The following is a 24,712-nucleotide window of genomic DNA, read 5'->3' on the forward strand; positions in this document are numbered from 1 at the left end:
GATTGGAGTGCCACTGAGAGAGGGGCGATCGTGCAGCTGGACACAGCGACCTACCAGCGGGTTCTCGGTGACGAGCTGCGCCGCCTGCGCAAGCAGCGCGGGTGGACGCGGCGAGATCTGAACCGTCGGCTGCAGAGCGACATCTCCCTCCAGACCCTGGCCACCTACGAGCTCGGCACCAGGCAGTGTTCGGTCGTGCGGCTCGTCGAGATCTGCATCGCGCTCGACGAGGTGCCCCACGAGTTGATGGCGCGCGTGCACCAGCGGGTCTTCAGCGATTCCCCGGTCGGTCGCATCCGCCTGGACCTGCGCAAGATCGTCCGCGACGGGCAGCCGGAACTGCTGCCGCTGCGCCGGTGGGCCAAGGGGCGGCTCGCGGAGCTCAACGGCACGCACGGGCCGGCGGACGTGAACCTGGACATCTCCGCGCTGGAGCGCATGGCCGAGTTGTGCGGCCTGGAGACGGTGGAGCTGATCAGCAGGCTCCGCGCCATCGCCGGGACAGCCGAACCGGCCGAGTAGACCCCGCCGTTTGTCGGCGAGCGCGGCTAGTGCTGTGTCCACCGACGTTTGCCGGGTCCTGCGGCGGGTCCCGGCCAAAGCTGACGCTGATCGTCGTACCGGGGTGGGGCTGGCATGGTCAACGCCGTGAAAGCGCCTTTCACGGCACAACGGACGTCGTGAGGGCGCCGGGGGCGCAAGCCCCAGACCGACCCTCGCCAAGCCACCGAAGATGCCAACCCAGGGAGGCCATCCCGGAGACCTGCCCCTCCGGCGAGGAGCCGCCGGAGGCAAAGCCCGTCCGGAGGCAACCCGTCCGGAGGCAAACCCCGTCCGGCGACGACGCGCGTCCGGCGAGGACAAACCACGAACCCACCCCGGCCAACGTAAGTGGACACAGCGCTAGCCTCTTCTCCATGCCCGAACCAGAAGAGGCGGTGGCGACCGCGGCCGAACGCCCGATGCTGGAGGTGTGGCTGGACACCTTCCGCGACACCGTCGTCGACAAGATCACCGGACTGTCCGAAGTAGACATCCGACGCAGGCTGGTGCCGTCGCTCACCACGGTCGGCGGCGTGGTGAAACACCTGCGGTGGGTGGAGACCGGCTGGTTCGAGTACTTACTGGGCGCGCGTTCCGGCGACACCCGGCGCGCACACCCTCGGGACTGGGAGTTCACCGTCCAGCCCGATGACACCGCCGCCTCGCTGGTCGCGGAGTACCGGGCCGCGTGTGCCCGCTCGCGCGAGGTGGCGAAGGACTTCGCACTCGACGACGTCGTGCCGCACCACGAGTTCGGTTCCGTTTCCGTGCGGTGGATCCACGTGCACCTCATCGAGGAGACCGCCCGTCACGCAGGGCACCTCGACATCCTGCGCGAGCAGATCGAGGTTTTGTAGCCCCCTGGTCGGGTATTCGAAGCGGGTACCAGAACTCCAGTCGGGAGGTGCTTAAGGATGCCGGACAGGAGTGGCCCGTCCGAGGGCGTCAAGGGCGTCGTCGAAGACATCAAGGGCAGGTTCAAGGAAGCGGCCGGCGCGATCACGGGGGACGACTCCAAGGTCCGTGAAGGCCAGGCCCAGCAGGACAAGGCCGGGGCGCAGCGCGAAGTGGCGGACAAGGAAGCCGCCGCCGAACGAGCAAGGGCCGAAGCGGATGTGCATGAGGCGCGCGAAAGGTCCCACCAGGACAAGTAGCGCACCATGCCCGCGGCGCCGGAGACGACAGTCCCGGCGCCGCGGATTATGTCCCCACCCCTCGTCACCGGCGGGTCGCGGCGACCGCCTCGAGTAGACGGTCCACATCGGACTTGTTGGTGTACGGCGCGATTCCGGCGCGGACCGCGCCGTGGTCCTCGATGCCGAGGACCTTCGCGCACTCGTAGGCGTAGAACGTGCCCGCGGGTGCGTTCACGCCGCGGTCGGCCAGGGCGCGGTACACCTCGGCCGGTGCCACGCCGGTCACCGTGAACAGGGTCGTCGGGGTGCGGCGGCGGTCGGGGTCGCCGTAGCACTCGACGCCGGTCAGTTCCGCCAGTCCGCTGTCCAGTTGGGACAGGAGGACCTGCTCGTGCTGTTCGAGCGCCTCCAGTGACGTGGCCAGGCGGTCGCGCCGGGAGCCGGTGCCGGGGACGAGGTCGGCCAGGAAGTCGATCGCGGCCGTCGTGCCAGCCAGCGACTCGTACGGCAACGTGCCGAACTCGAAGCGCTCCGGGACGATGTCGGACGAGGGCAGCAGCTTGTCCGGGCGCAACTCCTCCAGCAACGCGGGCGCGGCCGCCAGCATGCCGAGGTGCGGGCCGAGGAACTTGTACGGCGAGCACGCGTAGAAGTCCGTGCCCAGCGCCGTGACGTCCACGAACGCGTGCGGGGTGTAGTGCACGCCGTCGACGTAGACCAGCGCGCCCAGCTCGTGTGCGGCCGCGGCGATCGCCGGGACGTCCGGGCGGCTGCCCAGGAGGTTGGACGCGGCCGTCAGCGCCACCAGCCTGGTGCGGGCGGACAGCACCTTCGCGACGTCGTCCACCGTCAGCACGCCGGTCGCCGGGTCGAACTCCGCCCAGCGGATGGTCGCGCCCGCGGCCGCGGCGGCCTGGACCCACGGGCGGACGTTCGCGTCGTGGTCGAGGCGGGTCACCACCACCTCATCGCCGGGGCCCCAGGTCTTCGCGAGCGTGCGGGCGAAGTCGTAGGTCAGCTGGGTCATGCTGCGGCCGAACACGATGCCTGCCGGGTCGCCGCCGACGAGGTCGGCACCCGCGGTCCGGGCGGCGTCGACGATCTCGGTGGCCCTGCGCTCTGCCGCGGTCACCGTGCCCTTGTTCGCCACCGCCGACCGCAGTACGCCTGCCACCGCGTCGGCGACCTGGACCGGGGACTGGGAGCCGCCAGGGCCGTCGAAGTGCGCCGACCCCGGCTCGTCAGCGGTGCCCAGTGCGGGGAAGTGTCTCCGCACCGCGGTCACGTCGTAGGACATGCAGGACCTCCGGCCAGCCGTCGAAGTGGTACCCCACCTACATTAGGCAGCATGGCGGGTGAGCGATCAGCGGCGGACAAGACCCTGGAGGTCCTGGAGGCACTGGCTGACCACTCGCGCGTCGCGGACATCGCGAAGGGCACCGGGCTGCCGAAGCCGACCGTGCACCGCATCCTGCAGACGCTCGTCCGGCATGGCTTCGCGCGCTCCGACGGGCAGGGCGAGTACGTCGGCGGGCCGCGCATCCTCGGTCTCGCCGGCCGGTTCCTGCAGCGGCTCGACATCGCGGAGCAGGTCCGGCCGATCCTGCGTGACCTGCAGGAACGCAGCGGGTGGACGGTGCACCTCGCACTGCTGTCCGGTGACGAGGCGGTGTACGCGGCGAAGCTGGAGGGCGCGAAGCCGTACACGCTGGCGTCGCGGGTGGGCATGAGCCTGCGGCTGCACTGCACGTCGATCGGCAAGGCCATCCTCGCGACGATGCCCGACGCGGAGGTGCGCGCGCTGCTGGCCCGCACCGGCATGCCGGCGCGCACCGAGCACACCCTCGTCGACGAGGAGTCGCTGCTGGCCGACCTCGCCGAGGTGCGCCGCCGCGGCTACGCGGAGGACCACGAGGAGAACGAGGCGGGTGTGCGTGCGGTCGGCGCGGCCGTCTTCGACCACACGGGCGCGGTCTTCGGCGCGGTCTCGGCCGCCGCCCTGATCTACCAGGACGACCCCCTCTCCGAACGCGGTGACCTGGTGATATCGGCCGCGAAGAAGGTCTCCCAGGCGCTGGGCGCCCACTGAAGAACGCGTGACCTGCTTCACATCGTGGGGCAGGTGTGCCACGATGGGCTCGTCAATCTGGAACGACGTTTCGTCAGGTGGAACGCATGCGGATGGTGTCGGGGGACGAGCTGCTCGGGGTGGCGGTCGCCGCGCTCCGGGCGGTCGGGGTGCCGGAGGCGTCGGCGACCGCGGTGGCCGGGTCGCTCGTGCGGTCTAACCTGGTCGGGCACGACTCGCACGGGGTGCGGCGGCTGGTCCAGTACGCCGGGGACGTGCGCGGCGGGAAGGTCGATCCCCTGGCGGTGCCCGAGGCCGAGCGGACCCGGCCGGGGACCGTCGTCGTGCACGGCCGGCGGGCGTTCGGGCAGCTGGCCGCCGGGCGGGCCGTCACGGAACTGCTCGACGCGCGGCACGGCAGCGGGGTCGCCGTCATCCGGGACTGCAACCACGTCGGGCGCCTCGGCGAGTACGTCGCCGAGCTGGCCGGGCACGACCTCGTCGCCATGGCGTTCGGCAACGCGGACCCCACCGTCGCGCCGTTCGGTGGCCGCGAACGCAGGCTCGGCACCAACCCGCTCGCCTGGGCCGTGCCGCGCGCGAAGGGCAAACCGCCCGTCGTCATGGACTGGGCGACCTCCGTCGTCGCGGAGGGGAAGCTCGCCGTCGCGCGGGACCGGCGCGAACCCGTGGCGGAAGGGCTCGTGCTCGACGCCGACGGCCGCGCGACCACCGACCCCGGCGACTTCTACCGGGGTGGCGTGCTGCTGCCGTTCGGCGGGCACAAGGGGTACGGCCTGTCCGTGTTGATCGAGATCGTCGGCGGTCTCCTGACCGGCACCGGGATCGGCAGCATGCCCGGGTACACGGGCGACTTCGGCACGGTGCTCGTCGCGTTCGCGATCGACGCGTTCCAGCCGGCCGACGAGTTCCGGGCGCACACCGAGGAGTTCTGCCGCGCCCTCAACGAAACCCCGCCCGCACAGGGCCACCACGAGGTGCTGGTGCCGGGCGAACCAGAGGAGCGCACCCGCGTCCAGCGCGAGCGCGACGGCATCCCCATCCCCGACTCCACCTGGCAGGAGCTGCACGCCTTACACGAGGAGTAGCCATGTCCCAGCAGGCCGTCAACGCCGACGGCACCACCACCAACGAACTGCGCAGGGTCGTCGCCGCGTCGGTGGTCGGCACCGCGCTCGAGTGGTACGACTTCTTCATCTACGGCTTCGCCGTCACGCTCGTGTTCAACGAGCTGTTCTTCGTCACCGGCGACCCCGCGACCGGCGCGATCGTCGGGTTCGCGACGTTCGGCGTCGGGTTCGCGGTCCGCCCGCTCGGCGGGTTCCTCTTCGGGCACCTCGGCGACCGCATCGGCAGGCGCACCACCCTGGTCCTCACGACGCTGGTCATGGGTGTCTCGACCGGACTCATCGGGCTCCTGCCGACCTACGAGTCGATCGGCATCGCCGCGCCGATCCTGTTGACGCTGCTGCGGATGTGCCAGGGGCTCGGCGCCGGCGCGGAGTTCGGCGGCGCGTCCACGCTGCTCGCCGAGCACAGCCCGCCGAAGCGGCGCGGGTTCTTCACCTCGTTCGCGCAGACCGGTGTCCAGATCGGACTGTTGTCGGGCACCGTGGTGTTCCTGCTCGTCGAGTCGCTCGGCGAGGACACCGTGCTGGCGTGGGCGTGGCGGATCCCGTTCTGGTTCAGCTTCCTGCTCATCGCGGTCGCGCTGTACGTGCGGCTGCGGGTCGCCGAGTCGCCGGTGTTCACCCGCATGGCGGCCACGCGGGAGACCGTGCGGCTGCCGGTGTTCGACGCGCTGCGCCGCTACCCGCGCAACTTCCTGATCGGCATCGGCGCGCACATCTGCGACACGGCCGTCATCTACATCTACGCCACCTACAGCCTCACCTACATCACGAAGACCCTCGACCTGGACCGGTGGGTCGGGCTCACCGGCGTGATCCTGTTCTCGGTCGTCGTGATCGCGCTGCAGCCGGTGTACGGCGCGCTGTCCGACCGCATCGGCCGCCGCCCGCTCAACCTGTTCAGCGTCGTGTTCACCGCGGTGTGGGCGTTCCCGTTCTTCCTGCTGCTCGACACGCGTGAGCCGGTACTCATCTGGGTCGCGCTGATCGTCGCCACGTCGATCGGGTTCGCGCCGATGATCGCCGTGCAGCCGTCGTTCTACGCGGAGCTGTTCGGCGCCCGCGTCCGCTACACCGGGTTCGCCGCGTCCCGCGAGATCGGCGCGGCGCTCGGCGGGTTCTCGCCGCTGATCGCGGCCGCGCTGGTCGCGCAGGCGGACGGCGAGGGCTGGCTCGTCGCCGTGTGGATGATCTTCACGGCGGTAGTGTCGTTCGTGGCGTTCTACCTGTCGAAGGAGGGCAAGGACTCGAGCATGGAAGCCGACGTCGGCGCGTGAGGCGGCTCGACCGGACCACGGCACCCGGCCCGCTGCCGGACGGCGACCTCCGCATCGTCCACCTCGGACTCGGTGCGTTCCACCGCGCGCACCAGGCGGTGCTGACCCAGCGGGCGGGGGACGGCTGGGCGATCTGCGCGGTGGCGCAGCGCAGCACGGCGGTCCGGGACGCGCTGCGCGGCCAGGACAACGTGTTCACGGTCGCGGAAGGCGACCGGCTGACGGTCGTCGGCAGCATCCGCGAGGTGCTGCACGCGGGTGAGCGACCAGAGCTGGTGACGGCGCGGTTGTCCGAAGTGGACGTGGTGACGGTGACCGCCACCGAGGCCGGGTACCGGCCGGACGGGCCGGTGGTGGCGCAGCTGGTCCGCGGGCTGCGGGCCCGGGACCGGGGCCTCACCGTGATCTCCTGCGACAACCTGCCCCACAACGGGCGCGTCCTCGAACGGCTGGTGCTCGACGCGTGTGAGCCGGGGCTGCGGGAGTGGGTGGCCGAGCACGTCGCGTTCCCGTCCAGCGTGGTCGACCAGATCGTGCCCGCGGTGACGGAGGAGGACCTGCGTGCGGTGTCGGCGCGGCTCGGGCTGACCGACCGCGCGGCGGTGGTCGCCGAGCCGTACCGGAGCTGGGTGATCGAGGACCGGTTCGCGGGACCTCGACCGAGGTGGGACGCCGTGTTCACCGACGACATCGGCCCGCACCAGAAGGCGAAGCTGCGGCTGGTGAACGGCACGCACTCCGCACTCGCGTACCTGGGACTGCTCGCGGGCCACGAGACGACGGCCCAGGTCGCGGCGGTGCCGGAGTTCGCGGAGTACGTGCGGCGGCTGGTGGCGGAGACCGGCCGAGGGCTCGACCCCGATGCGGACGCGCTGCTGGCCCGGTTCGCGAACCCGGCGATCACGCACCGGCTCGCGCAGATCGCCATGGACGGCGACCACAAGCTGCCGCAACGACTCGTGGCCCCCGCGATGGAACTCCTCGCGAACGACGAGGAACCGAGGATGATCTGCCTGGCACTGGCCGCGTACGACGGCGACGTCGTCCCGGCCGAACTGAAGCCGTTGGTCGCGGCCGCGGCGAGAAGACTCGACCGGGACGGCGTGACGGCGACACTGCGGAGGCTGTAGATGGACCTGAAGGACACCGTTGCCGTGGTCACCGGCGGTGGCACGGGCATCGGGCGGGCCACCGCGCTCGCCCTGGCCGAGGAGGGGGCCGCCGGGATCGTCGTGACCTACTCCCGCTCCTCGGCCGAGGCCGCCGCAGTCGCGGCGGAACTGCCCTGCCGCGCCGTCGCCGTGCGGGCCGACGTGGCTGACGACGGTCAGGTGCGGGACCTGGCCGACCGCGTGCGGGAGGAGTTCGGCCGCGTCGACGTCCTCGTCAACAACGCCGCGACCACCTACCGGGTGCCCCACCACGACCTCGACGGGCTCACCGACGACGCCTTCCACCAGGTGCTCGACGTGAACGTCCTCGGCCCCTACCGCATGGCGCGGGCGTTCGCTCCCGCACTGCGGGAGTCACACGGCGCGGTGGTCAACATCGCGTCCATCTCCGGGTACCGGGCAGGCGGGTCCTCGATCGCCTACGGGGTCAGCAAAGCGGCTCTGTTGCAGCTGACCAGGAACCTCGCCGTCGCGCTCGCGCCGGAGGTGCGGGTCAACGCGGTCGCGCCAGGGACCGTCGCGACCCGGTGGCAGACCGCCCTGCACGGCGAGGAGGCCTTCGCCCGCAAGGCCGCCGCCGAGCGGGAGTCCGTGCCGCTGAAGCAGACCGCCGGTCCCGAGCACGTGGCCCAGGCCGTCCTGGGACTGTTGCGCATGGACCTCGTCACCGGCGAGGCCGTGATCCTCGACGGCGGCAAACACGTCACGTACTAGTGTCCCGCGCCGGAAATGCGGTGATTAAGTCGGTGGATCCAGGTTTCTGCTGGCAAGGCGCCGGTTCGTCCTCGTACTATGTCGTACTTGGGCCGACCGGCAACGCCGCCAGCAGGAAGCTGGGCCGCCGAATCAGTTGCCTGATTTCCGGCGCGGGACACTAGAGGTCCAGCTCGACGACCACCGCCGCGTGGTCGGACGCCTGCTGGTTCCGGTTGGTCATCTCCGGGTACGTCTCCCAGTCGGTCGGGCGCGTGGTCCTCGTGCCCCACAAGCCTTTCCGGAACACGTGCCCCGCCGTGAACCGCCGCTGCAGCGACGAGGACACGAGCACGTAGTCGAGCCGGTTGCGGATGCCGCACGAGTCGAACGTGCCGGGGCGCTTGCCCGTGTCGAAGCCCTTCAGGTCGTAACAGGACCGCAGCGGTCCGTCGAACAGGTCCTTCAGGTTCCTCGCCGGCGTGGTGAGCGACGGCTGGCCCTCGTTCAGGTCGCCGAGCACGATCACGTTCTTGCGTGCCGCGACCAGCTCACCCGCGATCCGGCGAACCTCCCGCGCCTGCCGCAGGCGTTTCTTCCCGCCGCCGCCCGACTGCGACTTGAAGTGGTTCACCAGCACGTGCAGCACCTTGCCCGTCGGCGTCCTGATCTCGTACTGCGCGCAGTCCCTCGAGAACACCGGGTCGTCGCCGTCCTTGATGTCCACGTTGGACCTGATGGACTCGATCGAGAAGCCCTTCTTGGTCATGATGCCCACGTCGATGCCGCGGTCGTCGTTGCCGTCCACCAGCATCACGTGCTCGTACCGGCCACCGAGCAGCTCCTTGTTGAGCCGCACCAGTGACGGCCGGTCCTCCACCTCGACCAGCGCGAGGACGTCCGCGTCCACCTCGGTGATCACGCGGGCCGTGGTGCGGGTGCCGACCTCGTCGACCGACTCCTTGGCGAGCTCCACCCAGCCGATCCAGTCACCCCGGCCGCCCGCGATGATCTCGACGCTCTTGCCGGTGTCCTTCGGCTCGCGGTCGAACGTGCCCCGGTTCTTGCGCAGCCACGCCCACCTCGGGTCGCGGGCCTGGTTGCGGCGCACGACGCCGTCCTTCTCCGTGTACACCTCGAGCGCCACCAGCAGCGCACGCATCCTGGCGCGGATGGCGGGCGTGTACACCTCGGCCGCGGCCAGCGCGTTGAACTCGTGGTAGGCGGCCAGTATCGGCTCGCCCGCCGACCGGTCGGACGTGTCGAACGCCTTCGGCCGCGCGAACAGGTTCTCGACGTTGAAGGACGCCACCACAACTCTCGCCATACCCGAAAGGTCGCGGCGCGGGTCCTACCGATACGTCCACTCGGGATGCCTGCCCAGAAATGCGACCAACCGGTCGCCTGGCACTGCCCCGAAAGGCGGCTCGACGGGCGCCGCGAACCGTGCCGGCCGGTCCTCCGCCGCCACCAGCAGCGGCACGATCTCCAGCATGTCGTCCGCGAGTCCGGCCGGGATGGTCCGGTCCGCACCGCACGCCCGCGCGACGTCCCACCCGTGCACCGCCACCTCCAGCGCACCGGTCGTGGTGACGATCGCGGTCGTGAGCGCCAGCTCACCGAACGCGACCTCCCTGCGCGGCTCCGGCGGTGTCCACGCGCCGACGAGCCGGGTCGCCCGGTCCCGCAGCACCGCGACCGGGTCGACGGCGGGACCCGCCGCGTAGTCGCCGACGTCGGGGTACACCTGGCCGAGCGCGGCGGCCTCGTGCAGCGCGAGCAGCGAGTCGTTGAGGTGGTCGAGCAGCGTCCGCAGGTCCCAGTCCTCGCACGGCGTCGGCACGCCGAGGTCGGCGGCGGACACCTCGTCGAGGCTGCCGAGCGCGTAGTCGACGGCACGCGCCAGCAGGCCGACCCCGTCGAGGAGGGGGGCCGTCACAGCGTTTCCGGCAGGCCGAACGTGTCGAACAGGCGGTGGTCGAAGAACGACACGACGTGCGAGTACCGCTCGCCGCGCACGGTGAACGCCTGCAGCGCGAACGGCCGGAACACGCCGTCCCCGGCACGCAGGTACATGCCGAGCGCAGGCTCGCCGTTGGCCTCGGTGGTGGCGAACCGGAAGTCGCCGGGGCCGCCGGGACACTGACCGGTCAGGTGCCGCGCGACCTGCTCGGGGCCCTGGAACCAGGTCGTGAACGGCGGCATCTCCCACACCGCGTCCTCGGCCAGCAGCGCCACGATCGCGTCGACGTCCTTGCGCTCGAACGCGGCCACGTACCGCGCGAGCAGCCGCTGCTTGTCCTCCGTGGTCGGCTCGACCACGTCGTCCTGCTTCGGCGCGACCTCGTCGAGCTGCGCACGGGCGCGCTGCAGCGCGGAGTTCACGGCCGCGGTCGTGGTGCCGAGCAGCTCGGCCACCTCGGCGGCGCGCCACGCGAGCACGTCACGCAGGATCAGCACGGCCCGCTGCTTGGCGGGCAGGTGCTGCAGCGCGGCCACGAACGCCAGGCGCATGCTCTCCCGGGACGCGACGATCGTCGCCGGGTCCTCGGTGTCACTGTCGGAGTCGCCCGGCATCGGCTCGAGCCACGGTACCTCGTCCCGCTTCTCGAGTGGCAGGCCACCCGTGTCGCTCGGTCCGCCGAGGCCGGTGGGCAGCGGGCGGCGGCCTCGGCTCTCCAGTGCGGTCAGGCACTGGGTGGTGGCGATCCGGTACAGCCAGGTCCGCAGGCTGGAGCGGCCCTCGAACCTGTCGTAGCCGCGCCACGCGCGCAGCATCGTCTCCTGCACCAGGTCCTCGGCGTCGTGCACCGACCCGAGCATGCGGTAGCAGTGGGCGAGCAGCTCCCTGCGGTACGGGTCGGCCTGGCTCAGGAAGTCCGGATCCGCGTCGACGGCCATGTCCGAGTCCTCTCTCTGTGCCAGTGGAGACCCCGATGGGCGGGAAAACTCATCGGTGTTCCGCCGCTGAGTTTTCCACGCACCCGGCCGCACCCGCCGTCAGCGCACCACCCGGAACCGCAGGTGGGTCGCCGTCGGGGAGGTGATGGTGCGGGTCTGCTCCAGCTTGATGGCCGAGGGCAGCGTGTCGAACAGCCGGGTGCCGCCGCCGACCAGCAGCGGGACGACGTGGACGTGGATCTCGTCGACGAGCCCGAGCGGGAGGCCCTGCTGCATCACGGTCGCGCCGTGCAGGCCGACGTGCTTGTCCCCGGCCGCCTCCTTGGCCTGCTCGATGGCGGACTCCACGCCGTCGGTGACGAACCGGTACACGGGCGGGTACTTCTTGGTCGGCGCGTTGTGGGTGACGACGAAGACCGGGATGTCACCCACCGGGCCCCCGTCACCCCAGCCGCCGTCGCCCTCGTTCTTGTCGAAGGACGTGCGGCCCATCACGACGGCGCCGCAGCTGTCGAGCGCCTCCTGCATGAGGGCCTTCTCGTCGTCGGTCGGGTCCTTCCACAGCCAGTCGTGCAGCGAGTCCGCGCCGTCGCCGAACGGGTTCTCGCGGCTGTCGTTGGGGCCGGTGACGTAACCGTCGAGGGACATGGACATGTCGCAGACTACGAGCGCCATTGGTTTTCCTCTTCTAGGCGGCGGTGCGGGTGCGTGCGGTGACGGATGCGGTGAGGCTCGCCTCGCAGGCGGCGACCAGCTGGGCGTCGGCCCTGGTCCGGGCGCCGCGGCCGCACGTGGGGCAGTGCAGCGCGATGGTGCGGGCGACCTCGTCCACCGCGACCTCCAGCGCGCGTCCGCAGGGGCGGCACCAGCGGTGCCCGCTCACGCGGCTGACGTGCAGATCGCTGTGGCAGCACTGGTGGAGCCAGCGCCGGTGCGCCGGGCAGGTCATGCGGTCGAGGGCGTCGAGCCAGCCGTTGTCCTCGGCGTTGTCCTCGGCCAGCAGCGCGTCGGCCAGTGCGGTCCGGGTCATCAGGGTGATGGTTGCCATGACACTGTCCTCCTGCTCCGGTGTGCTGACACCAACGCGTCGGACAGGGTGACCGGCTTTCGACAACCTCCCCGAAGTTTTTCAGGCGCGTGCCGCGAGGCGGTCGATGGCGTCCGGCGCGAACACCGCCTCGGCGGCCAGCCCGGCCATGCCGACCAGCGGCGCCTGCTCGCCGAGCACGGCAGGGCCCACGTCAAGGCCGGTGGCGGCTACCTCGTGGGCCTGCTGGGTGAGTGTCTCGGCGAGGCCGGTGCGGAACGGCGCCAGCCCGCCGATCTCACCGCCCACCCGGACGACGTGCGGGTTGAGGATCGTCACGACCGTCGCCAGCACGGTGCCGACGAGCCTGCCCGCGTCCGTCGCGAGCGCGACCGCGTGCGGGTCGCCGGACTCGACGCGCCGGATCACGTCCGGCAGGGACCGGACGCCGTCGCCGCGCAGCTGCCGGATCAGCGCCTTGCCGCTGGCGAGCGCCGCCACGCAGCCGCGGCGGCCGCAGGTGCACCGCTCGTCGTGGTCCTCGATGCGGATGTGCCCGATCTCGCCCGCGCAGCCGGTCGCGCCGCGGTGCGGCCGGCCGCCGATCACCACACCCGCGCCGATGCCCGTGCCGACGGCCACCCCGAGCACGGTCGACCGCCTGCTGCCCGCCGCGAGGTACTCGCCGTACGCGAGCGCGTTCGCGTCGTTCTCCAGCAGCACGTCGACACCGAGGCCGTCGGCGAGCCCGTCGCGCAGCGGGTGGTCCCGCCACGCGGTCATGGTCGGCGGCGTGATCGAGATGCCGGTCTCCTGGTCGATCTGGCCCGGCACCGCGAGGCCGACGGCGGCCAGGTCACCGCCCCGGCCGGTCCCGGTCAGCTGCCCGCGGGCCGTGTCGACCAGCCACGGCACCACGTCGGCTGGCGTGTGGCCGAGCGGCAGCCGTTCGGTGTGCACGGTCAGCACCGTGCCCGCGAGGTCGGCGACGCCGACGGAGACGTGGCTCGCACCCAGCCACGCGACGACCGCGACCCGGCTGGTCCGGTCCGCCTCCAGCAGGGCCGCCCGCCTGCCGCCGCTGGACGCGTCGTGGCCTGCGGTCCGGACCATGCGCAGCCGGGTGAGCGTGTCCAGCCGCTCCACCAGAGTCGCACGTGAGAGCCCCAGGAACGCCTGGAGCCGCTGGCGGGTGAGCGGGCCGTTCTCCCGTAACACGGCGACAACATTGCCTGGTGATGCCGTCCCGCTCGCAGGGATCGCCCGGTTGACGTCGCCCATGGCTGCCGCCTAAATTTGTAGCCGTTACTTATGTCTAAATATTAGACATAAGTCGTTCGGAGGTACGTGGTGGAGGTCAGGTGAGACCCAACCTGGGGGCCGTGCGGTTGGCCGCGAGCGCGGCATGGACCCTGTCCGGCAACGACATCGGCACCATGATCACCGCCGCGCCCCGGCTCTACCCGCACATGTGGAGCTGGGACACCGCGTTCATCTCGATCGGGCTCGCCCACCTCAACGTCGCGCGGGCGGCCCGCGAGCTGGAGACCCTGCTCGGCGCGCAGTGGCGCAACGGCATGATCCCCCACATCGTCTTCTCCGAGGGCACGGGCTACTTCCCCGGCCCGGAGCGCTGGGGCGCCGCCGAACTGAACACCGACGCGCCCAACGCCCCCCGCACGTCCGGCATCTGCCAGCCCCCGGTGCACGCGATCGCGCTGCGGCGCATCGTGGACATCGCCCGCTCGCAGGGGCAGCGGGACGTGGCGTTCAAGCTGCTGAAGACGGCGTGGCCCAAGCTGTACCGCTGGCACGAGTGGCTGGTCCGCCACCGCGACCCGCTCGGCACCGGCATGCTCGCGATCGTGCACGGCTGGGAGTCCGGCATGGACAACTCGCCGCGCTGGGACCTGCCCTACGCGGAGGTGGTACCTGGCCCGGACCTGCCGCCGTACGTGCGGCTGGACCGCGGCCTCGTCGCCGCCGACGCGGAACGCCCGAGCGACGCCGAGTACGACCGGTACCTGTGGCTGATCGAGGAGATGCGCAAGGTCCGCTACGACGCGGACGCGGTGGTGCGCACGTCGAGCTTCCTCGTCGGCGACGTGTTCGTGACCGCGTTGTTCGCGCTGGCCAGTGAGGTCCTCGCGACGCTCGGTGAGGAGAGCGAGCAGCCGCCGTGGCGGATCCGGCAGCTGCGTGGCTGGGCCCGCCGCTCCCGCGCGGCGGTCGCGGCGGCGTACGACCCCCGCACCGGCCTGGCGCGCGACCGGGACCTGCGCGGCGACCGCTGGCTGTCGACCAGCACCATCGCCGGGTTCGCACCGCTGCTGTGCGGCGGCCTGCCGGTCGACGCCGAGAAGTCGATGCTCGCGACCCTCACCGGCCCGGAATGGGCCGGGCACCCGGCGCTGTTCGCGCGGATCCCACCGTCGGTGTCGCCGAACGACGTCGGGTTCCGGCCGAAGGAGTACTGGCGCGGTCCGATGTGGCCGGTCATCGCGTGGCTGTTCGGGTGGGCGTTCGCGCAGCGCGGCTGGCAGGAGGAGTCGGACCACCTGCGGTCGGAGTGCCTGCGACTGGCCGCGGACGGCTCGTTCGCCGAGTACTACCACCCGGTCACGGGCGAGCCGCTCGGCTCGCGACAGCAGTCGTGGACGGCCACGGTCGTGCTCGACTGGCTGCACACGTCATGATCGCGTTCACCCGGCCCGGCCGGTTCTGGCGGGGCAACCTGCACACGCACACGACGAACTCCGACGGCGCGCTGTCCCCCTCGGCCGCGGCCGCGGTGTACCGGTCGGCAGGCTACGACTTCGTGGCGCTGACCGACCACTTCCGCGCGGAACACGGCTACCCGGTCACCGACACCCGTCCGCTCAGGACGGAGAAGTTCACCACGCTCGTCGGCGCCGAACTGCACGGGCCGCGCACGAGGTTCTCGTCGTCGTGGCACATCCTGGCGGTGGGCCTGCCGCCGGACTTCGGTCCGGTGCCGGGGGAGACGGGCCAGGAGATCGCGCGCCGGGCGCGGCGGGCGGGTGCGTTCATCGGGATGGCACACCCGTCGGCGTCGCTGCTCACGCTCGACGACGCGGAAAGCCTGGACGCCGCGCACGCGGTCGAGGTGTACAACGCGGTCGCGGCGGCGGAGGACCGCGCGGACAGCTGGCACCTGTGCGACGTGCTGCTCGCCCGCGGCCACCGGCTGACCGCGTACGCGGCGGACGACGAGCACTTCCAGCCCCAGGACCCGCCCGGCCGCACGGCGTGGGTGCTGGTGCGGGCGGCGGCGCTGGACCCGGACCTGCTGCTGGCCGCGCTGAAGGACGGCGCGTACTACTCGAGCACCGGCCCGGAGATCCATGACGTGTCCATACAGGACGGCCGGGTGACCGTCGAGTGCTCGCCCGCGAGCCGCGTGGTGGCTTCCGGCGGGTTGCCTGGCAAGGAGGTCGTGGTCGGTGACGGGCTCACCGGGGCCACGCTGCCGCTCGACATGTTCCGCCGGTACTTCCGGATCACCGTGGTCGGTGCCTCTGGTGGGCGCGCGTGGACGAACCCGTTCTGGCTCGATTAGTGGTGTGGCTTCGCTCGTTGGCTGGTCGGGTTCGGTTCTGCACCCACCCGGCCGACGAAAGTGGACACAGCGCTAGCGGTGCCTCGCGGCTCTTGCCGCTGCCGCGCCTGCGGCCATCACGACGATCAGCACTGTCAGGCCCCAGCGGCGTTTCTCCTCCGTCGCCTCCTGCATGGACGGTACGGGGGCTGCCTCGGGATTGTCCTGGATGTACAACGGTTTTCGGGTAGTCGGGGTGACCGACGAGACCGGGGGGATCGGTGGCGGTGGGACGACCGCGACGGTCGTGGTCGTCGTGGGGGCCGGGGTGGCCCGTGGCAGGGGCGGCACGGTGGTCGGGGGCGGTTGTGCCGTCGCGGTGTCCGTGGGCGCCGGGGGTGGTGGCGCGGTCGCGGTTCCCGTGGTCGGTGGGGCTGGTGGGACGGTGGCGGTGTTGGTGCCCGTGACCGTCGGCGGTGGGGCCGGTGGGTGCCACGGCGGTGGGGGTGGCGGCCGGCCGGGTAACAGGCACACGGTGACGGTGATCAGCAGCGAGACGTGGACCTTGATCAGGCAGTTCGTCATCTCAGTCGCTCCAGGGCCGACTCGAACGCCGCCGGGCCCACCTGTGCGCCACCGCCGTACGGGTTCTGCAGCTGCTGTGTCGCGAACAGCAGCAGCGTCATGGTGCCGGCCAGGATCGACACGATGAGGATGTGCGTCGCCGGTTTGGGGCCGCCGAACAGCAGTGGCAGCGCCACGGCCATGATCGCGCCGGCCACCAGTGCGAACCACACCACCGAGTTCACCCCGCCGCCGGTGGCCGCGTTGAGCCGTTCCTGTCGCTGCTGGTAGACGCTCCACAGCTGGTCGGAGGCCTCGTTCTTCTGGTCGACGGTCCACTCGTCGGTCGCGGGCGCGGCGGCCACCTCGGCACGCAGCCGCTCCAGCGTCGACCAGCCCGCGTCGTCGATGTCCCCGCCCTCGCTCATCCTCGGCCACTCGCGTTCGATCACCTCCCGCACGTACGTCCGTGCCTCGGTGGTCACGCCCTCGCTGTCCGGCAGCTCCCGCGCCGCCCACACGGCCGCGACGAGGCTGTCCGCCTCCTTGTACGAGCCGTCCTCCGCGGCGGTCGTGCCGTCGAACAGCGAGATCAGCACGAACGCCAGCAGCACCGCCTGCAGCCCGCCGACCAGCGTGAACACCTGGCCGGCGGCCTCGTTGTTGTCGACGACGCCCTGTGTCTCACCGATCCGCCGCACGAGGTAGGCGAGCCCGCCCGCGACGAGCCCGACCCCCAGTACCCATAACAGCCCGACCACATAAATGCTCACGACCAGTCCCTCTTCATCGCCTCGTCGAGCAGCGCTTCGACGATCTGGCTCTCCGGGACTGTCCGGACCACCTCGCCTCGCACGAAGATCTGCCCCTTGCCGTTCCCCGACGACACCCCGAGGTCCGCCTCCCGCGCCTCACCCGGCCCGTTCACGACGCACCCCATCACCGCCACCCGCAGCGGTGCCTCGAACCCGTCGAACGCGGCGGTCACCTGCTCCGCCAGGCGGTACACGTCCACCTGCGCCCGCCCGCACGACGGGCACGACACGATCTCGAGCCGCCTCGGCCGCAGGCCCAGCGACTCCAGAATGGACAGTCCGACCTTCACCTCTTCCACCGGTGGCGCGGAAAGTGACACCCGGATGGTGTCGCCGATGCCCTCGGCGAGCAGCACCCCGAACGCCACCGCCGACTTCACCGTGCCCTGGAACCGCGGTCCCGCCTCGGTGACGCCGAGGTGCAGCGGGTAGTCGCAGCGCGCGGCGAGCCGCCGGTACGCGGCGATCACGGTCACCGGGTCGTGGTGCTTCACCGACAGCTTGAGGTCGGTGAACCCGTGTTCCTCGAACAGCGAGCACTCCCACAGCGCCGACTCCACCAGCGCTTCCGGGGTCGCCCTGCCGTACTTGGACAGCAGCCGCGCGTCGAGCGAGCCGGCGTTCACCCCGATGCGGATCGAGACCCCCGCAGCGCTTGCCGCGCGGGCGATCTCGGCGACCCGGTCGTCGAACTTCCTGATGTTGCCCGGGTTCACGCGCACGGCCGCGCAGCCCGCGTCGATCGCGGCGAACACGTACCTCGGCTGGAAGTGGATGTCCGCGATGACCGGGATCGGCGACTTCTTCGCGATGGCGGCGAGCGCGTCCGCGTCGTCCTGCGACGGCACCGCGACCCGCACGATCTGGCAGCCCGCCGCGGTCAGCTCCGCGATCTGCCGCAGCGTCGCGTCGACGTCCGCGGTCAGCGTGGTCGTCATCGACTGCACCGACACCGGCGCGTCGCCACCCACGGGCACGTCGCCGACCATGAGCCGCCGGGACCGCCGCCGCCTGCTGCCGACCGTCGGCACGCCCAGGTCCACCGCGGTCACTCCACCACCGCCTTCAGCCGTGCGAGCCGCTTGAGCACGGTCCCGGCGATGCCGTTCCCGTCGAGGCCGTGCGCGCGCAGGATCTCCTCGCGCGACGCGTGGGGCAGGAAGCCGGCGGGCAGCGCGAACGTCGCCACGCAGGTGCGTTCCCCGGTCGCGGCGAGTGCCTGCGCGAGCCGCGCACCCAGTGCGCCGGTGGCCGTGGTGTCCTCGACCGCGAGCACCAGCGGGTACCCGGCCGCGAGCCGCAGCAGCGCCGGGTGCAGTGGCATCGTCCACTGTGGATCGACCACGGTCACGGGCACGTCGTGGCGCGCCAGCTCGTCGGCCGCCGCGAGGCACGCGCCCGCCAGCGGGCCGACCGCGACCAGCAGCACGGCCGCACCGGGCTCTTCTCGCAGCACGTCGTAGCCGTCCGCCCGGCGCACCGCGGGGATGTCCGGTCCGGCACTCGCCTTCGGGTAGCGCAGGACGGTGGGCGCGTCCTGGACGGACACCGCTTCGCGCAGGAGCTCCCGCAGCGACGCCGGGTCGCGGGGTGCGGCGAGGCGCAGGCCGGGGACGACCGGCAGCACCGACGCGTCCCACATGCCGTGGTGGCTCGCGCCGTCCGGTCCGGTCACACCCGCGCGGTCGAGCACGAACGTGACGCCGAGCCGGTGCAGCGCCACGTCCATCAGCACCTGGTCGAACGCGCGGGACAGGAACGTGGCGTAGATGGCGACGACCGGGTGCAGCCCGCCCATCGCGAGCCCGGCCGCGGAGGTGACCGCGTGCTGCTCGGCGATGCCGACGTCGAACGTCCGCGCCGGGAACCGCGCGGCGAACCCGCCGAGCCCGGCGGGCAGCGCCATCGCCGCGGTCAGGCACACCACGTCCGGCCGTTCCTCGCCGATCGCGACGATGCTGTCGGCGAACACCGAGGTCCAGGACCGCCCGCCCGCCGAGGTCGCCGGGCCCACCGCGTGCATGCGGTCCGCCTCGTCCTCCTCGGCGGGTGGGTAGCCCTTCCCCTTCTCGGTGCGGCAGTGCACGACCACCGGCCGCCCCAGCGCGGCCGCGGACCGGAACGCCTGCTCCAGCGCGACGACGTCGTGCCCGTCGACCGGGCCGACGTAGGAGAAACCCAGTGCGGTGAACAGGTTCGCGCCGCTCGACCCGGACCGCAGCGCCGCGAGGTGCTCGGCGAGACCGCCGACGGTCGGCGCGTAGGAGCGGCCGTTGTCGTTGAGCACCACCACGACCGGCCGCGACGGGGCGGCGCCGAGGTTGTTTAGCGCCTCCCACGCCATGCCACCGGTGAGCGCGCCGTCGCCGATGACCGCGACCACGCGCCGGTCGTAGGAGCCCGTGACGGCGAACGACTTCGCGAGTCCGTCCGCATAGGACAGCGCGGTGGAGGCGTGCGAGTTCTCGATCACGTCGTGCGGTGACTCGGTGCGCGACGGGTAGCCCGATGTGCCGCCCGCCTGGCGCAGGTCGTCGAGCCCGCGGCCGGTCAGCAGCTTGTGGACGTAGGCCTGGTGGCCGGTGTCGAACAGGAGCACGTCGGCCGGTGAGCGGAACACGCGGTGCAGCGCGATGGTCAGCTCCACCGCGCCGAGGTTCGGCCCGAGGTGCCCGCCCGCGTGGCGGACCTTGTCGACGAGCTCGGCACGCAGTTCGGCGGCGAGCACCAGCAGGTCCGGGGTGGACATCCGGCGGAGCGTGGCGAGGTCGGTCATGACGGTCGCACCGAGGACGGCAGCGTGAACGTGATGTCCTCGGTGGCCGTGCGGTGCTCCAGCACGCAAACCGGGCCGAGCGCGGCGACGACCTCGTCGACCAGCCCCGGTGGCGCGGAGGCACCCGCGGTGACCCCGACCGTGCGGACGTCGTCGAGCCATTCCGGTCTGATGTCGCCCGCGTCGTCGATGAGGTACGCCGTCGTGCCCGCGCGCTGTGCCAGCTCCACGAGCCGCACCGAGTTCGACGAGTTCGCCGAGCCGACCACCAGCACCAGGTCGGCCCGCTCGGCCACCGTGGACAGTGCCTGCTGGCGGTTGGTGGTGGCGTAGCAGATGTCGTCGGACGCGGGGCCCTTGAGGAACGGGAAGCGGGACCGCAGTACGCCGAGGATCTCCGTGGTCTCGTCGACGGCGAGGGTGGTCTGGGTCAGGTAGGAGACGCGTTCCGGGTCGGGCACGGTGACCGTCCATGCCTGCGCGACGTCCTCGACGAGGATCGTGTCGTCGGGTGCCTCGCCGAGGGTGCCCTCGACCTCCTCGTGGCCCGCGTGCCCGATGAGCAGGATGGTGTCACCGCGGGCGGCGAACCGGCGGGCCTCGGCGTGGACCTTGGTGACCAGCGGGCACGTCGCGTCGAGGACGCGCAGGTGCCGCCGCCCCGCCTCGGTGCGCACGGCAGGGGACACGCCGTGCGCGGAGAACACGACCGTCGCGCCGGGCGGCACCTGCGCGAGCTCGTCGACGAACACCGCGCCCCGCCTCTCGAGATCGGCCACCACGTGCACGTTGTGGACGATCTGCTTGCGCACGTACACGGGCTGCCCGCGCTGTGTGAGCGCGTGCTCGACGATCTCGATGGCCCGCTCGACGCCCGCGCAGAACGACCGCGGCGCGGCGAGCAGAACCGTGTGGGGAGCCGGGGCGGTCATGCGATCTCCTGTTCGTGCTGACAGCGGCGGGGAAACGCGGCGGGGACCGGCCTGTTGGCAGGTGGGTCAGTGGGTCCGGTGGGTCAGCAGGTGGGCCAGGTCGGTCAGTTCCGCCGTCGCCGGGGCCGGTGGCAGGTGTTCCAGCCGGGCCAGTGCCTGCGCCATCAGCCCGTCGGCCTGTGCCTGGCCCCACGCGCGGCCACCGGCACGATCGATCAGCTCCGCCGCCGTGCGCAGCTCCCGGTCGGTCAGCGACTCCGTGCCCGCGTACAGGGCCGCCAGCTCACCGCCCTCCGGGGTGCCCGACGCCAGCGTGTACACCACCGGGAGCGACTTCTTGCGGTTGCGCAGGTCGGAGAACGCCGGCTTGCCCGTGGTCCGCTCGTCGCCCCAGATGCCGAGCAGGTCGTCCACGTGCTGGAACGCCAGCCCGAGCTGCTCACCGAACACCCGCAGGTGGCGGACCTGCTCCGCCGACCCGCCACCGAACGACGCGCCCAGCGCACACGCGGCACCCATCAGCGCCGCCGTCTTGCCACTGGCCATGCGCTCGCACTCCGCGATGTCCACAGTGGAGCGTCGCTCGAACTCCACGTCCGCGCACTGCCCGGCCACCAGCTCCTGCACGGCCGCGCTCAGCGTCCGCATCCCCGGGCCTGCCGCCGGGTGACCGCTCGCCGCCAGCACGTCCAGCGCCAGCGTCAGCAACGCGTCCCCGGCCAGGATGGCCGCGCCGATGCCGAACACGCTCCACACCGTCGGCCGGTGCCGCCTGGTCAGGTCGCCGTCCATCACGTCGTCGTGCAGCAGCGAGAAGTTGTGCACCAGCTCGACCGCCACCCCGGCAGGCACCGCCTCCCTCGGCGACCCGCCGACCAGCGCCGCGGACAGCAGTGTCAGCGTCGGCCGCACCGCCTTGCCGCCCGCTGAGGTCCGCACGCCGTGCTGGTCCCACCACCCGAGGTGGTAACCGGCGATGCGGTGCATCGACGCCGGTAACGTCTCGACCGCCGCCCGCAGCGCCGGGTCGACCAGTTCCCGGCTCCACGCAAGCGTTTGCTCCGTGCTGTGCACACGCTCCGGTGCGACCATGTCAGCGCCCCAGCTCGACGTTCTCCAGCACCCCGAGCGCGTCGGGCACCAGCACCGCCGCCGAGAAGTACACGCTGACCAGGTACGACAGGATCGCCTTGTCGTCGATGCCCATGAACCGCACGTTCATGCTCGGGGCCACCTCGTCGTCGATGTTCACGGTGTGCAGCCCGATGACGCCCTGGTCCTCGACCCCGGTGCGCATCACGATGATCGACGTCACGTCGCCCTCGGTGATCGGGATCTTGTCGCACGGCAGGATCGGCACCCCACGCCACGTCTGCACGGTCGACCCCTCGAACTCCACGTTCGCCGGGTAGATCCCGCGTTTCGTGCACTCGCGGCGGAACGCGGCGATCGCACGCGGGTGCGCGAGGAAGAACTTCGACTTCCTGCGCCGCGAGAGCAGCTCGTCGAGGTCGTCCGGGGTCGGCGGGCCGGACCGGGTGAAGATCCGCTGCGACAGGTCCGCGTTGTGCAGCAGCCCGTACGACGGGTTGTTGACGAGCTCGTGTTCCTGCCGCTCACGCAGCGCCTCGGTGGTCAGCCGCAGCTGCTCCTCGGTCTGGTTCATCGGGTCGTTGTAGAGGTCGGCGACCCTGGTGTGGACCCGCAGCAGCGTCTGCGCGACGTCCAGTTCGTACTCGCGGGGCGTCTGCTCGTAGTCGGCGAACGTGCCGGGCAGCTCGGCCTCGCCGCTGTGCCCGGAGGACAGCTCGATCGCCGCCTCACCGGCCCGGTTCTGCGCCTTCGACGGCCGGGCCAGCGCGGCGCGGATGTGCTCGCGCAGCGCGTCGGACTGGCCGTTCATCTGCTGGAACGACTGCCCAGCCAGGACCAGCACGGTGACCGGGGTGATGGCCTTGACGCTGAACGCCCACTCCCCGCGTTCGCCGCTCAGCAGCTCGCTGCCGAAGTGGTCACCGTCGGCGAGGACGTCCAGCACCTGGTCCTCGTCGTACCTGCCAGGTGTCAGCTTGTTCGCTTTGCCGTGTGCCAGAAGGAAGATCTCGTCACGCGGCTGACCGGCCCGGACGATCAGGTCGCCCGGCCCGTACTCCCGCTGCTCGAACCGGTTCGCGAGCGCGCCGAGCGCCTGCTCGTCGGTGAAGTCACGCAGCAGCGGCAGTTCCCGCAGCTCGGCGGGCACGACGCGGATCGCGGTGCCCTCGCTGACGAACGAGAGCCGCCCGTCGCCGATCGCGTAGGACAGCCTGCGGTTCACGCGGTAGGTGCCGCCCGCGATGTCCACCCACGGCAGCATCTTCAGCAGCCACCGGCTGGTGATGCCGCGCATCTGCGGCTTGGTCTTGGTCGTGGTGGTGAGGTTGCGCGCCGCCTCGGTCGACAGGCTGCGCCGCACCGTGGCCTCGATCCGGACGTCGGTCTCCACTGTGGACACGGCTCAGCCTTCCCGTCCCAGCTCGACGTTCTCGAGGATGCCGAGCGCGTCCGGCACCAGCACCGCGCACGAGTAGTACGCGCTGACCAGGTAGGACATGATCGCCTGCTCGTTGATGTTCATGAACCGCACCGAGAGGCTCGGCTGGTACTCGTCGGGGATGCCGGTCTGGTGCAGGCCGACGACACCCTGCCGTTCCTCGCCGGTGCGCATGAGGAGGACCGAGCTGGTCCGGTGTTCGGAGACGCCGATCTTGTTGCACGGGAAGATCGGCACACCGCGCCATGCCGGCACCCGGTTGCCGTTGACGTCGATCGCGTCCGGGTAGAGGCCGCGGCGGCTGCACTCGCGCCCGAACGCGGCGATCGTGCGCGGGTGTGCGAGGAAGAAGGCGGGGTTCTTCCACACGGTCGCGAGCAGCTCGTCGAAGTCGTCCGGCGTCGGCGGGCCGGACCGGGTGTGGATGCGCTGCGACAGGTCCGCGTTGTGCAGCAGCCCGAAGTCCGGGTTGTTGATCATCTCGTGTTCCTGGCGCTCGCGCAGCGCCTCGATGGTCAGCCGCAGCTGCTGCTCGACCTGGTCCATCGGCTCGTTGTAGAGGTCGGACACGCGGGTGTGGACCCGCAGCACGGTCTGCGCGACCGACAGCTCGTACTCCCTCGGGGCCAGCTCGTAGTCCACGAACGTGCCGGGCAGCGCGGCCTCGCCGACGTGGCCGGACGCCAGCTCGATCGCCGCCTCGCCGTGCGGGTTCTGCGCGGCGGCCTTGCCGCTCTGGAACGCCGCGATCTGCTCCCGCAACGCCGCCGAGCGGCCGAGCAGTTCGTCGAACGCGCGCTGCGGCAGCATCAGCACCGTGCACGAGGTGGCTGCTTTGACGCTGTACTCCCACATGCTCTGCGGGTCCACCAGCGACTCGTCGCCGAAGTGGTCGCCGTTCGCGAGCGTGTCGAGCACCGTTTCGTCGCCGTACCGGCCCGGCCCGACCTTGGTGACCTTGCCGTGCGCGATGAGGAACGCCTCGTTCGACTCGTGCCCGAATTCCACGATGGTGTCGCCCGCGGCGAATTCCCGTTGCTCGAACCCGTTGGCCAGCGCGGCGAGCACGTCGGGGTCGGTGAACCCGCGGAACAACGGCAGCTCGCCGAGTTCGGCCGGGATCACCCGGATTTCCGGTCCGTCGCTCGTGAACGTGACGCGGCCGTCACCGACCGCGTAGGACAGGCGCCGGTTCACCCGGTAGGTGCCGCCGGACACCTGTGTCCACGGCAGCATTCTCAGCAGCCACCGCGACGAGACACCCTGCATCTGGGGGACGGACTTCTTGGTCGTGGCCAGGTTCCGAGCCGCGGCGGTCGCCAGGCTCTGCTGCGGCCGCTCACCGTCCGCGCCGACACCAGGTGCCACCGGTTCCGTCACCGTCACAACGCACACCACCAATCACAGGAATTATTTTGGGCAAGGCAGATCCGGTTGACCGAAATTACGTGAAACAATCTCGACGAATCGAAGCTAGCACCAGTGCCAAAACCAGCACAGTCGCCCAAGTGAGTGAGCCACGGTGGGTCGGGGAAATCGTCGGATAATCACTCTTGTCAGCGGTA

The 24,712-nt window shown here is 71.4% G+C and carries 25 protein-coding genes; 10 read left to right on the forward strand and 15 right to left on the reverse strand.

What is annotated here, in order from left to right; genetic code table 11:
• Nucleotides 1–30 precede the first annotated feature (30 nt).
• From FHR82_RS02625 to mbp1, 3 genes are all read left to right on the forward strand, one after another.
• Complete coding sequence (locus FHR82_RS02625) at nt 31–522, forward strand: helix-turn-helix domain-containing protein (protein WP_184808584.1); 492 nt, start codon at nt 31–33, stop codon at nt 520–522.
• Between the two features lie 395 nt (nt 523–917).
• Complete coding sequence (locus FHR82_RS02630; RefSeq protein WP_184808585.1) at nt 918–1,400, forward strand: DinB family protein; 483 nt, start codon at nt 918–920, stop codon at nt 1,398–1,400.
• 57 nt (nt 1,401–1,457) lie between these two features.
• The gene (gene mbp1 / locus FHR82_RS02635; RefSeq protein WP_184808586.1) at nt 1,458–1,697 is read left to right on the forward strand and encodes a microaggregate-binding protein 1; all 240 of its coding nucleotides are present in this window, start codon (nt 1,458–1,460) and stop codon (nt 1,695–1,697) included.
• 64 nt (nt 1,698–1,761) lie between these two features.
• On the opposite strand, the gene FHR82_RS02640 is transcribed toward mbp1, so the two are convergent.
• Nucleotides 1,762–2,976 carry a cysteine desulfurase-like protein gene (locus FHR82_RS02640; protein WP_184808587.1) on the reverse strand — a complete coding sequence of 405 codons (1,215 nt, stop codon included), beginning with the start codon at nt 2,974–2,976 and terminating at the stop codon, nt 1,762–1,764.
• A 51-nt stretch (nt 2,977–3,027) separates the two neighbouring features.
• Here FHR82_RS02640 and FHR82_RS02645 point away from each other — a divergent pair, with 51 nt between their 5' ends.
• From FHR82_RS02645 to FHR82_RS02665, 5 genes are all read left to right on the forward strand, one after another.
• Nucleotides 3,028–3,768, forward strand: coding sequence for an IclR family transcriptional regulator (locus FHR82_RS02645; RefSeq protein ID WP_184808588.1), 741 nt, complete (start codon nt 3,028–3,030; stop codon nt 3,766–3,768).
• A gap of 86 nt (nt 3,769–3,854) precedes the next feature.
• On the forward strand, nt 3,855–4,856 hold the full coding sequence (locus tag FHR82_RS02650) for an Ldh family oxidoreductase (protein WP_184808589.1): 1,002 nt from the start codon (nt 3,855–3,857) through the stop codon (nt 4,854–4,856).
• A 2-nt stretch (nt 4,857–4,858) separates the two neighbouring features.
• On the forward strand, nt 4,859–6,175 hold the full coding sequence (locus FHR82_RS02655; RefSeq protein WP_184808590.1) for an MFS transporter: 1,317 nt from the start codon (nt 4,859–4,861) through the stop codon (nt 6,173–6,175).
• The gene (locus tag FHR82_RS02660; protein ID WP_184808591.1) at nt 6,172–7,305 is read left to right on the forward strand and encodes a mannitol dehydrogenase family protein; all 1,134 of its coding nucleotides are present in this window, start codon (nt 6,172–6,174) and stop codon (nt 7,303–7,305) included. Before FHR82_RS02655 ends, FHR82_RS02660 begins: the two co-directional genes overlap by 4 nt.
• Complete coding sequence (locus FHR82_RS02665) at nt 7,306–8,061, forward strand: SDR family NAD(P)-dependent oxidoreductase (protein WP_184808592.1); 756 nt, start codon at nt 7,306–7,308, stop codon at nt 8,059–8,061.
• A gap of 160 nt (nt 8,062–8,221) precedes the next feature.
• Here FHR82_RS02665 and FHR82_RS02670 read toward each other — a convergent pair whose 3' ends face one another.
• From FHR82_RS02670 to FHR82_RS02695, 6 genes are all read right to left on the reverse strand, one after another.
• A complete protein-coding gene (locus FHR82_RS02670) occupies nt 8,222–9,367 on the reverse strand; it encodes an endonuclease/exonuclease/phosphatase family protein (protein WP_184808593.1) in 1,146 nt (381 codons plus the stop codon).
• 24 nt (nt 9,368–9,391) lie between these two features.
• A complete protein-coding gene (locus FHR82_RS02675; protein ID WP_184808594.1) occupies nt 9,392–9,979 on the reverse strand; it encodes a TIGR03086 family metal-binding protein in 588 nt (195 codons plus the stop codon).
• Nucleotides 9,976–10,941 carry a sigma-70 family RNA polymerase sigma factor gene (locus FHR82_RS02680; protein WP_184808595.1) on the reverse strand — a complete coding sequence of 322 codons (966 nt, stop codon included), beginning with the start codon at nt 10,939–10,941 and terminating at the stop codon, nt 9,976–9,978. Before FHR82_RS02680 ends, FHR82_RS02675 begins: the two co-directional genes overlap by 4 nt.
• Nucleotides 10,942–11,040: 99 nt before the next feature.
• Entirely contained in the window at nt 11,041–11,616 is a 576-nt protein-coding gene (locus tag FHR82_RS02685) for a dihydrofolate reductase family protein (RefSeq protein ID WP_184808596.1), read from the reverse strand.
• 13 nt (nt 11,617–11,629) lie between these two features.
• Nucleotides 11,630–11,989, reverse strand: coding sequence for a hypothetical protein (locus tag FHR82_RS02690; RefSeq protein ID WP_184808597.1), 360 nt, complete (start codon nt 11,987–11,989; stop codon nt 11,630–11,632).
• A gap of 81 nt (nt 11,990–12,070) precedes the next feature.
• Complete coding sequence (locus FHR82_RS02695; protein ID WP_311770837.1) at nt 12,071–13,186, reverse strand: ROK family protein; 1,116 nt, start codon at nt 13,184–13,186, stop codon at nt 12,071–12,073.
• 143 nt (nt 13,187–13,329) lie between these two features.
• Here FHR82_RS02695 and ggh point away from each other — a divergent pair, with 143 nt between their 5' ends.
• Both ggh and FHR82_RS02705 read left to right on the forward strand, forming a co-directional pair.
• Nucleotides 13,330–14,664 (forward strand): glucosylglycerate hydrolase, encoded by a 1,335-nt coding sequence (gene ggh / locus FHR82_RS02700; protein ID WP_184808599.1) that lies wholly within the window; start codon nt 13,330–13,332, stop codon nt 14,662–14,664.
• The gene (locus FHR82_RS02705; protein ID WP_184808600.1) at nt 14,661–15,548 is read left to right on the forward strand and encodes a PHP domain-containing protein; all 888 of its coding nucleotides are present in this window, start codon (nt 14,661–14,663) and stop codon (nt 15,546–15,548) included. Before ggh ends, FHR82_RS02705 begins: the two co-directional genes overlap by 4 nt.
• A 72-nt stretch (nt 15,549–15,620) precedes the next feature.
• Here FHR82_RS02705 and FHR82_RS02710 read toward each other — a convergent pair whose 3' ends face one another.
• The 8 genes from FHR82_RS02710 to FHR82_RS02745 form a co-directional block, all read right to left on the reverse strand.
• Nucleotides 15,621–16,112, reverse strand: coding sequence for a hypothetical protein (locus tag FHR82_RS02710; RefSeq protein ID WP_184808601.1), 492 nt, complete (start codon nt 16,110–16,112; stop codon nt 15,621–15,623).
• Nucleotides 16,109–16,864: a bestrophin-like domain gene (locus FHR82_RS02715; RefSeq protein WP_184808602.1), complete on the reverse strand. Its 756-nt coding sequence runs from the start codon at nt 16,862–16,864 to the stop codon at nt 16,109–16,111. Before FHR82_RS02715 ends, FHR82_RS02710 begins: the two co-directional genes overlap by 4 nt.
• The gene (ispG, locus tag FHR82_RS02720) at nt 16,861–17,958 is read right to left on the reverse strand and encodes a flavodoxin-dependent (E)-4-hydroxy-3-methylbut-2-enyl-diphosphate synthase (RefSeq protein ID WP_184808603.1); all 1,098 of its coding nucleotides are present in this window, start codon (nt 17,956–17,958) and stop codon (nt 16,861–16,863) included. The genes FHR82_RS02715 and ispG overlap by 4 nt, the downstream gene beginning before the upstream one ends.
• Entirely contained in the window at nt 17,955–19,682 is a 1,728-nt protein-coding gene (locus FHR82_RS02725) for a 1-deoxy-D-xylulose-5-phosphate synthase (RefSeq protein WP_184808604.1), read from the reverse strand. The genes ispG and FHR82_RS02725 overlap by 4 nt, the downstream gene beginning before the upstream one ends.
• Nucleotides 19,679–20,614: a 4-hydroxy-3-methylbut-2-enyl diphosphate reductase gene (gene ispH, locus FHR82_RS02730; protein WP_184808605.1), complete on the reverse strand. Its 936-nt coding sequence runs from the start codon at nt 20,612–20,614 to the stop codon at nt 19,679–19,681. Before ispH ends, FHR82_RS02725 begins: the two co-directional genes overlap by 4 nt.
• 66 nt (nt 20,615–20,680) lie before the next feature.
• A complete protein-coding gene (locus FHR82_RS02735; protein ID WP_184808606.1) occupies nt 20,681–21,706 on the reverse strand; it encodes a family 2 encapsulin nanocompartment cargo protein polyprenyl transferase in 1,026 nt (341 codons plus the stop codon).
• Nucleotide 21,707: 1 nt separating this feature from the next.
• Nucleotides 21,708–23,108 carry a family 2B encapsulin nanocompartment shell protein gene (locus tag FHR82_RS02740; protein ID WP_376706382.1) on the reverse strand — a complete coding sequence of 467 codons (1,401 nt, stop codon included), beginning with the start codon at nt 23,106–23,108 and terminating at the stop codon, nt 21,708–21,710.
• Nucleotides 23,109–23,111: 3 nt separating this feature from the next.
• Nucleotides 23,112–24,533, reverse strand: coding sequence for a family 2B encapsulin nanocompartment shell protein (locus tag FHR82_RS02745; protein ID WP_184808607.1), 1,422 nt, complete (start codon nt 24,531–24,533; stop codon nt 23,112–23,114).
• Nucleotides 24,534–24,712: the final 179 nt, after the last annotated feature.

The sequence above is a fragment of the Actinophytocola algeriensis genome (genome assembly GCF_014203735.1).
GTDB lineage: Bacteria > Actinomycetota > Actinomycetes > Mycobacteriales > Pseudonocardiaceae > Actinophytocola > Actinophytocola algeriensis.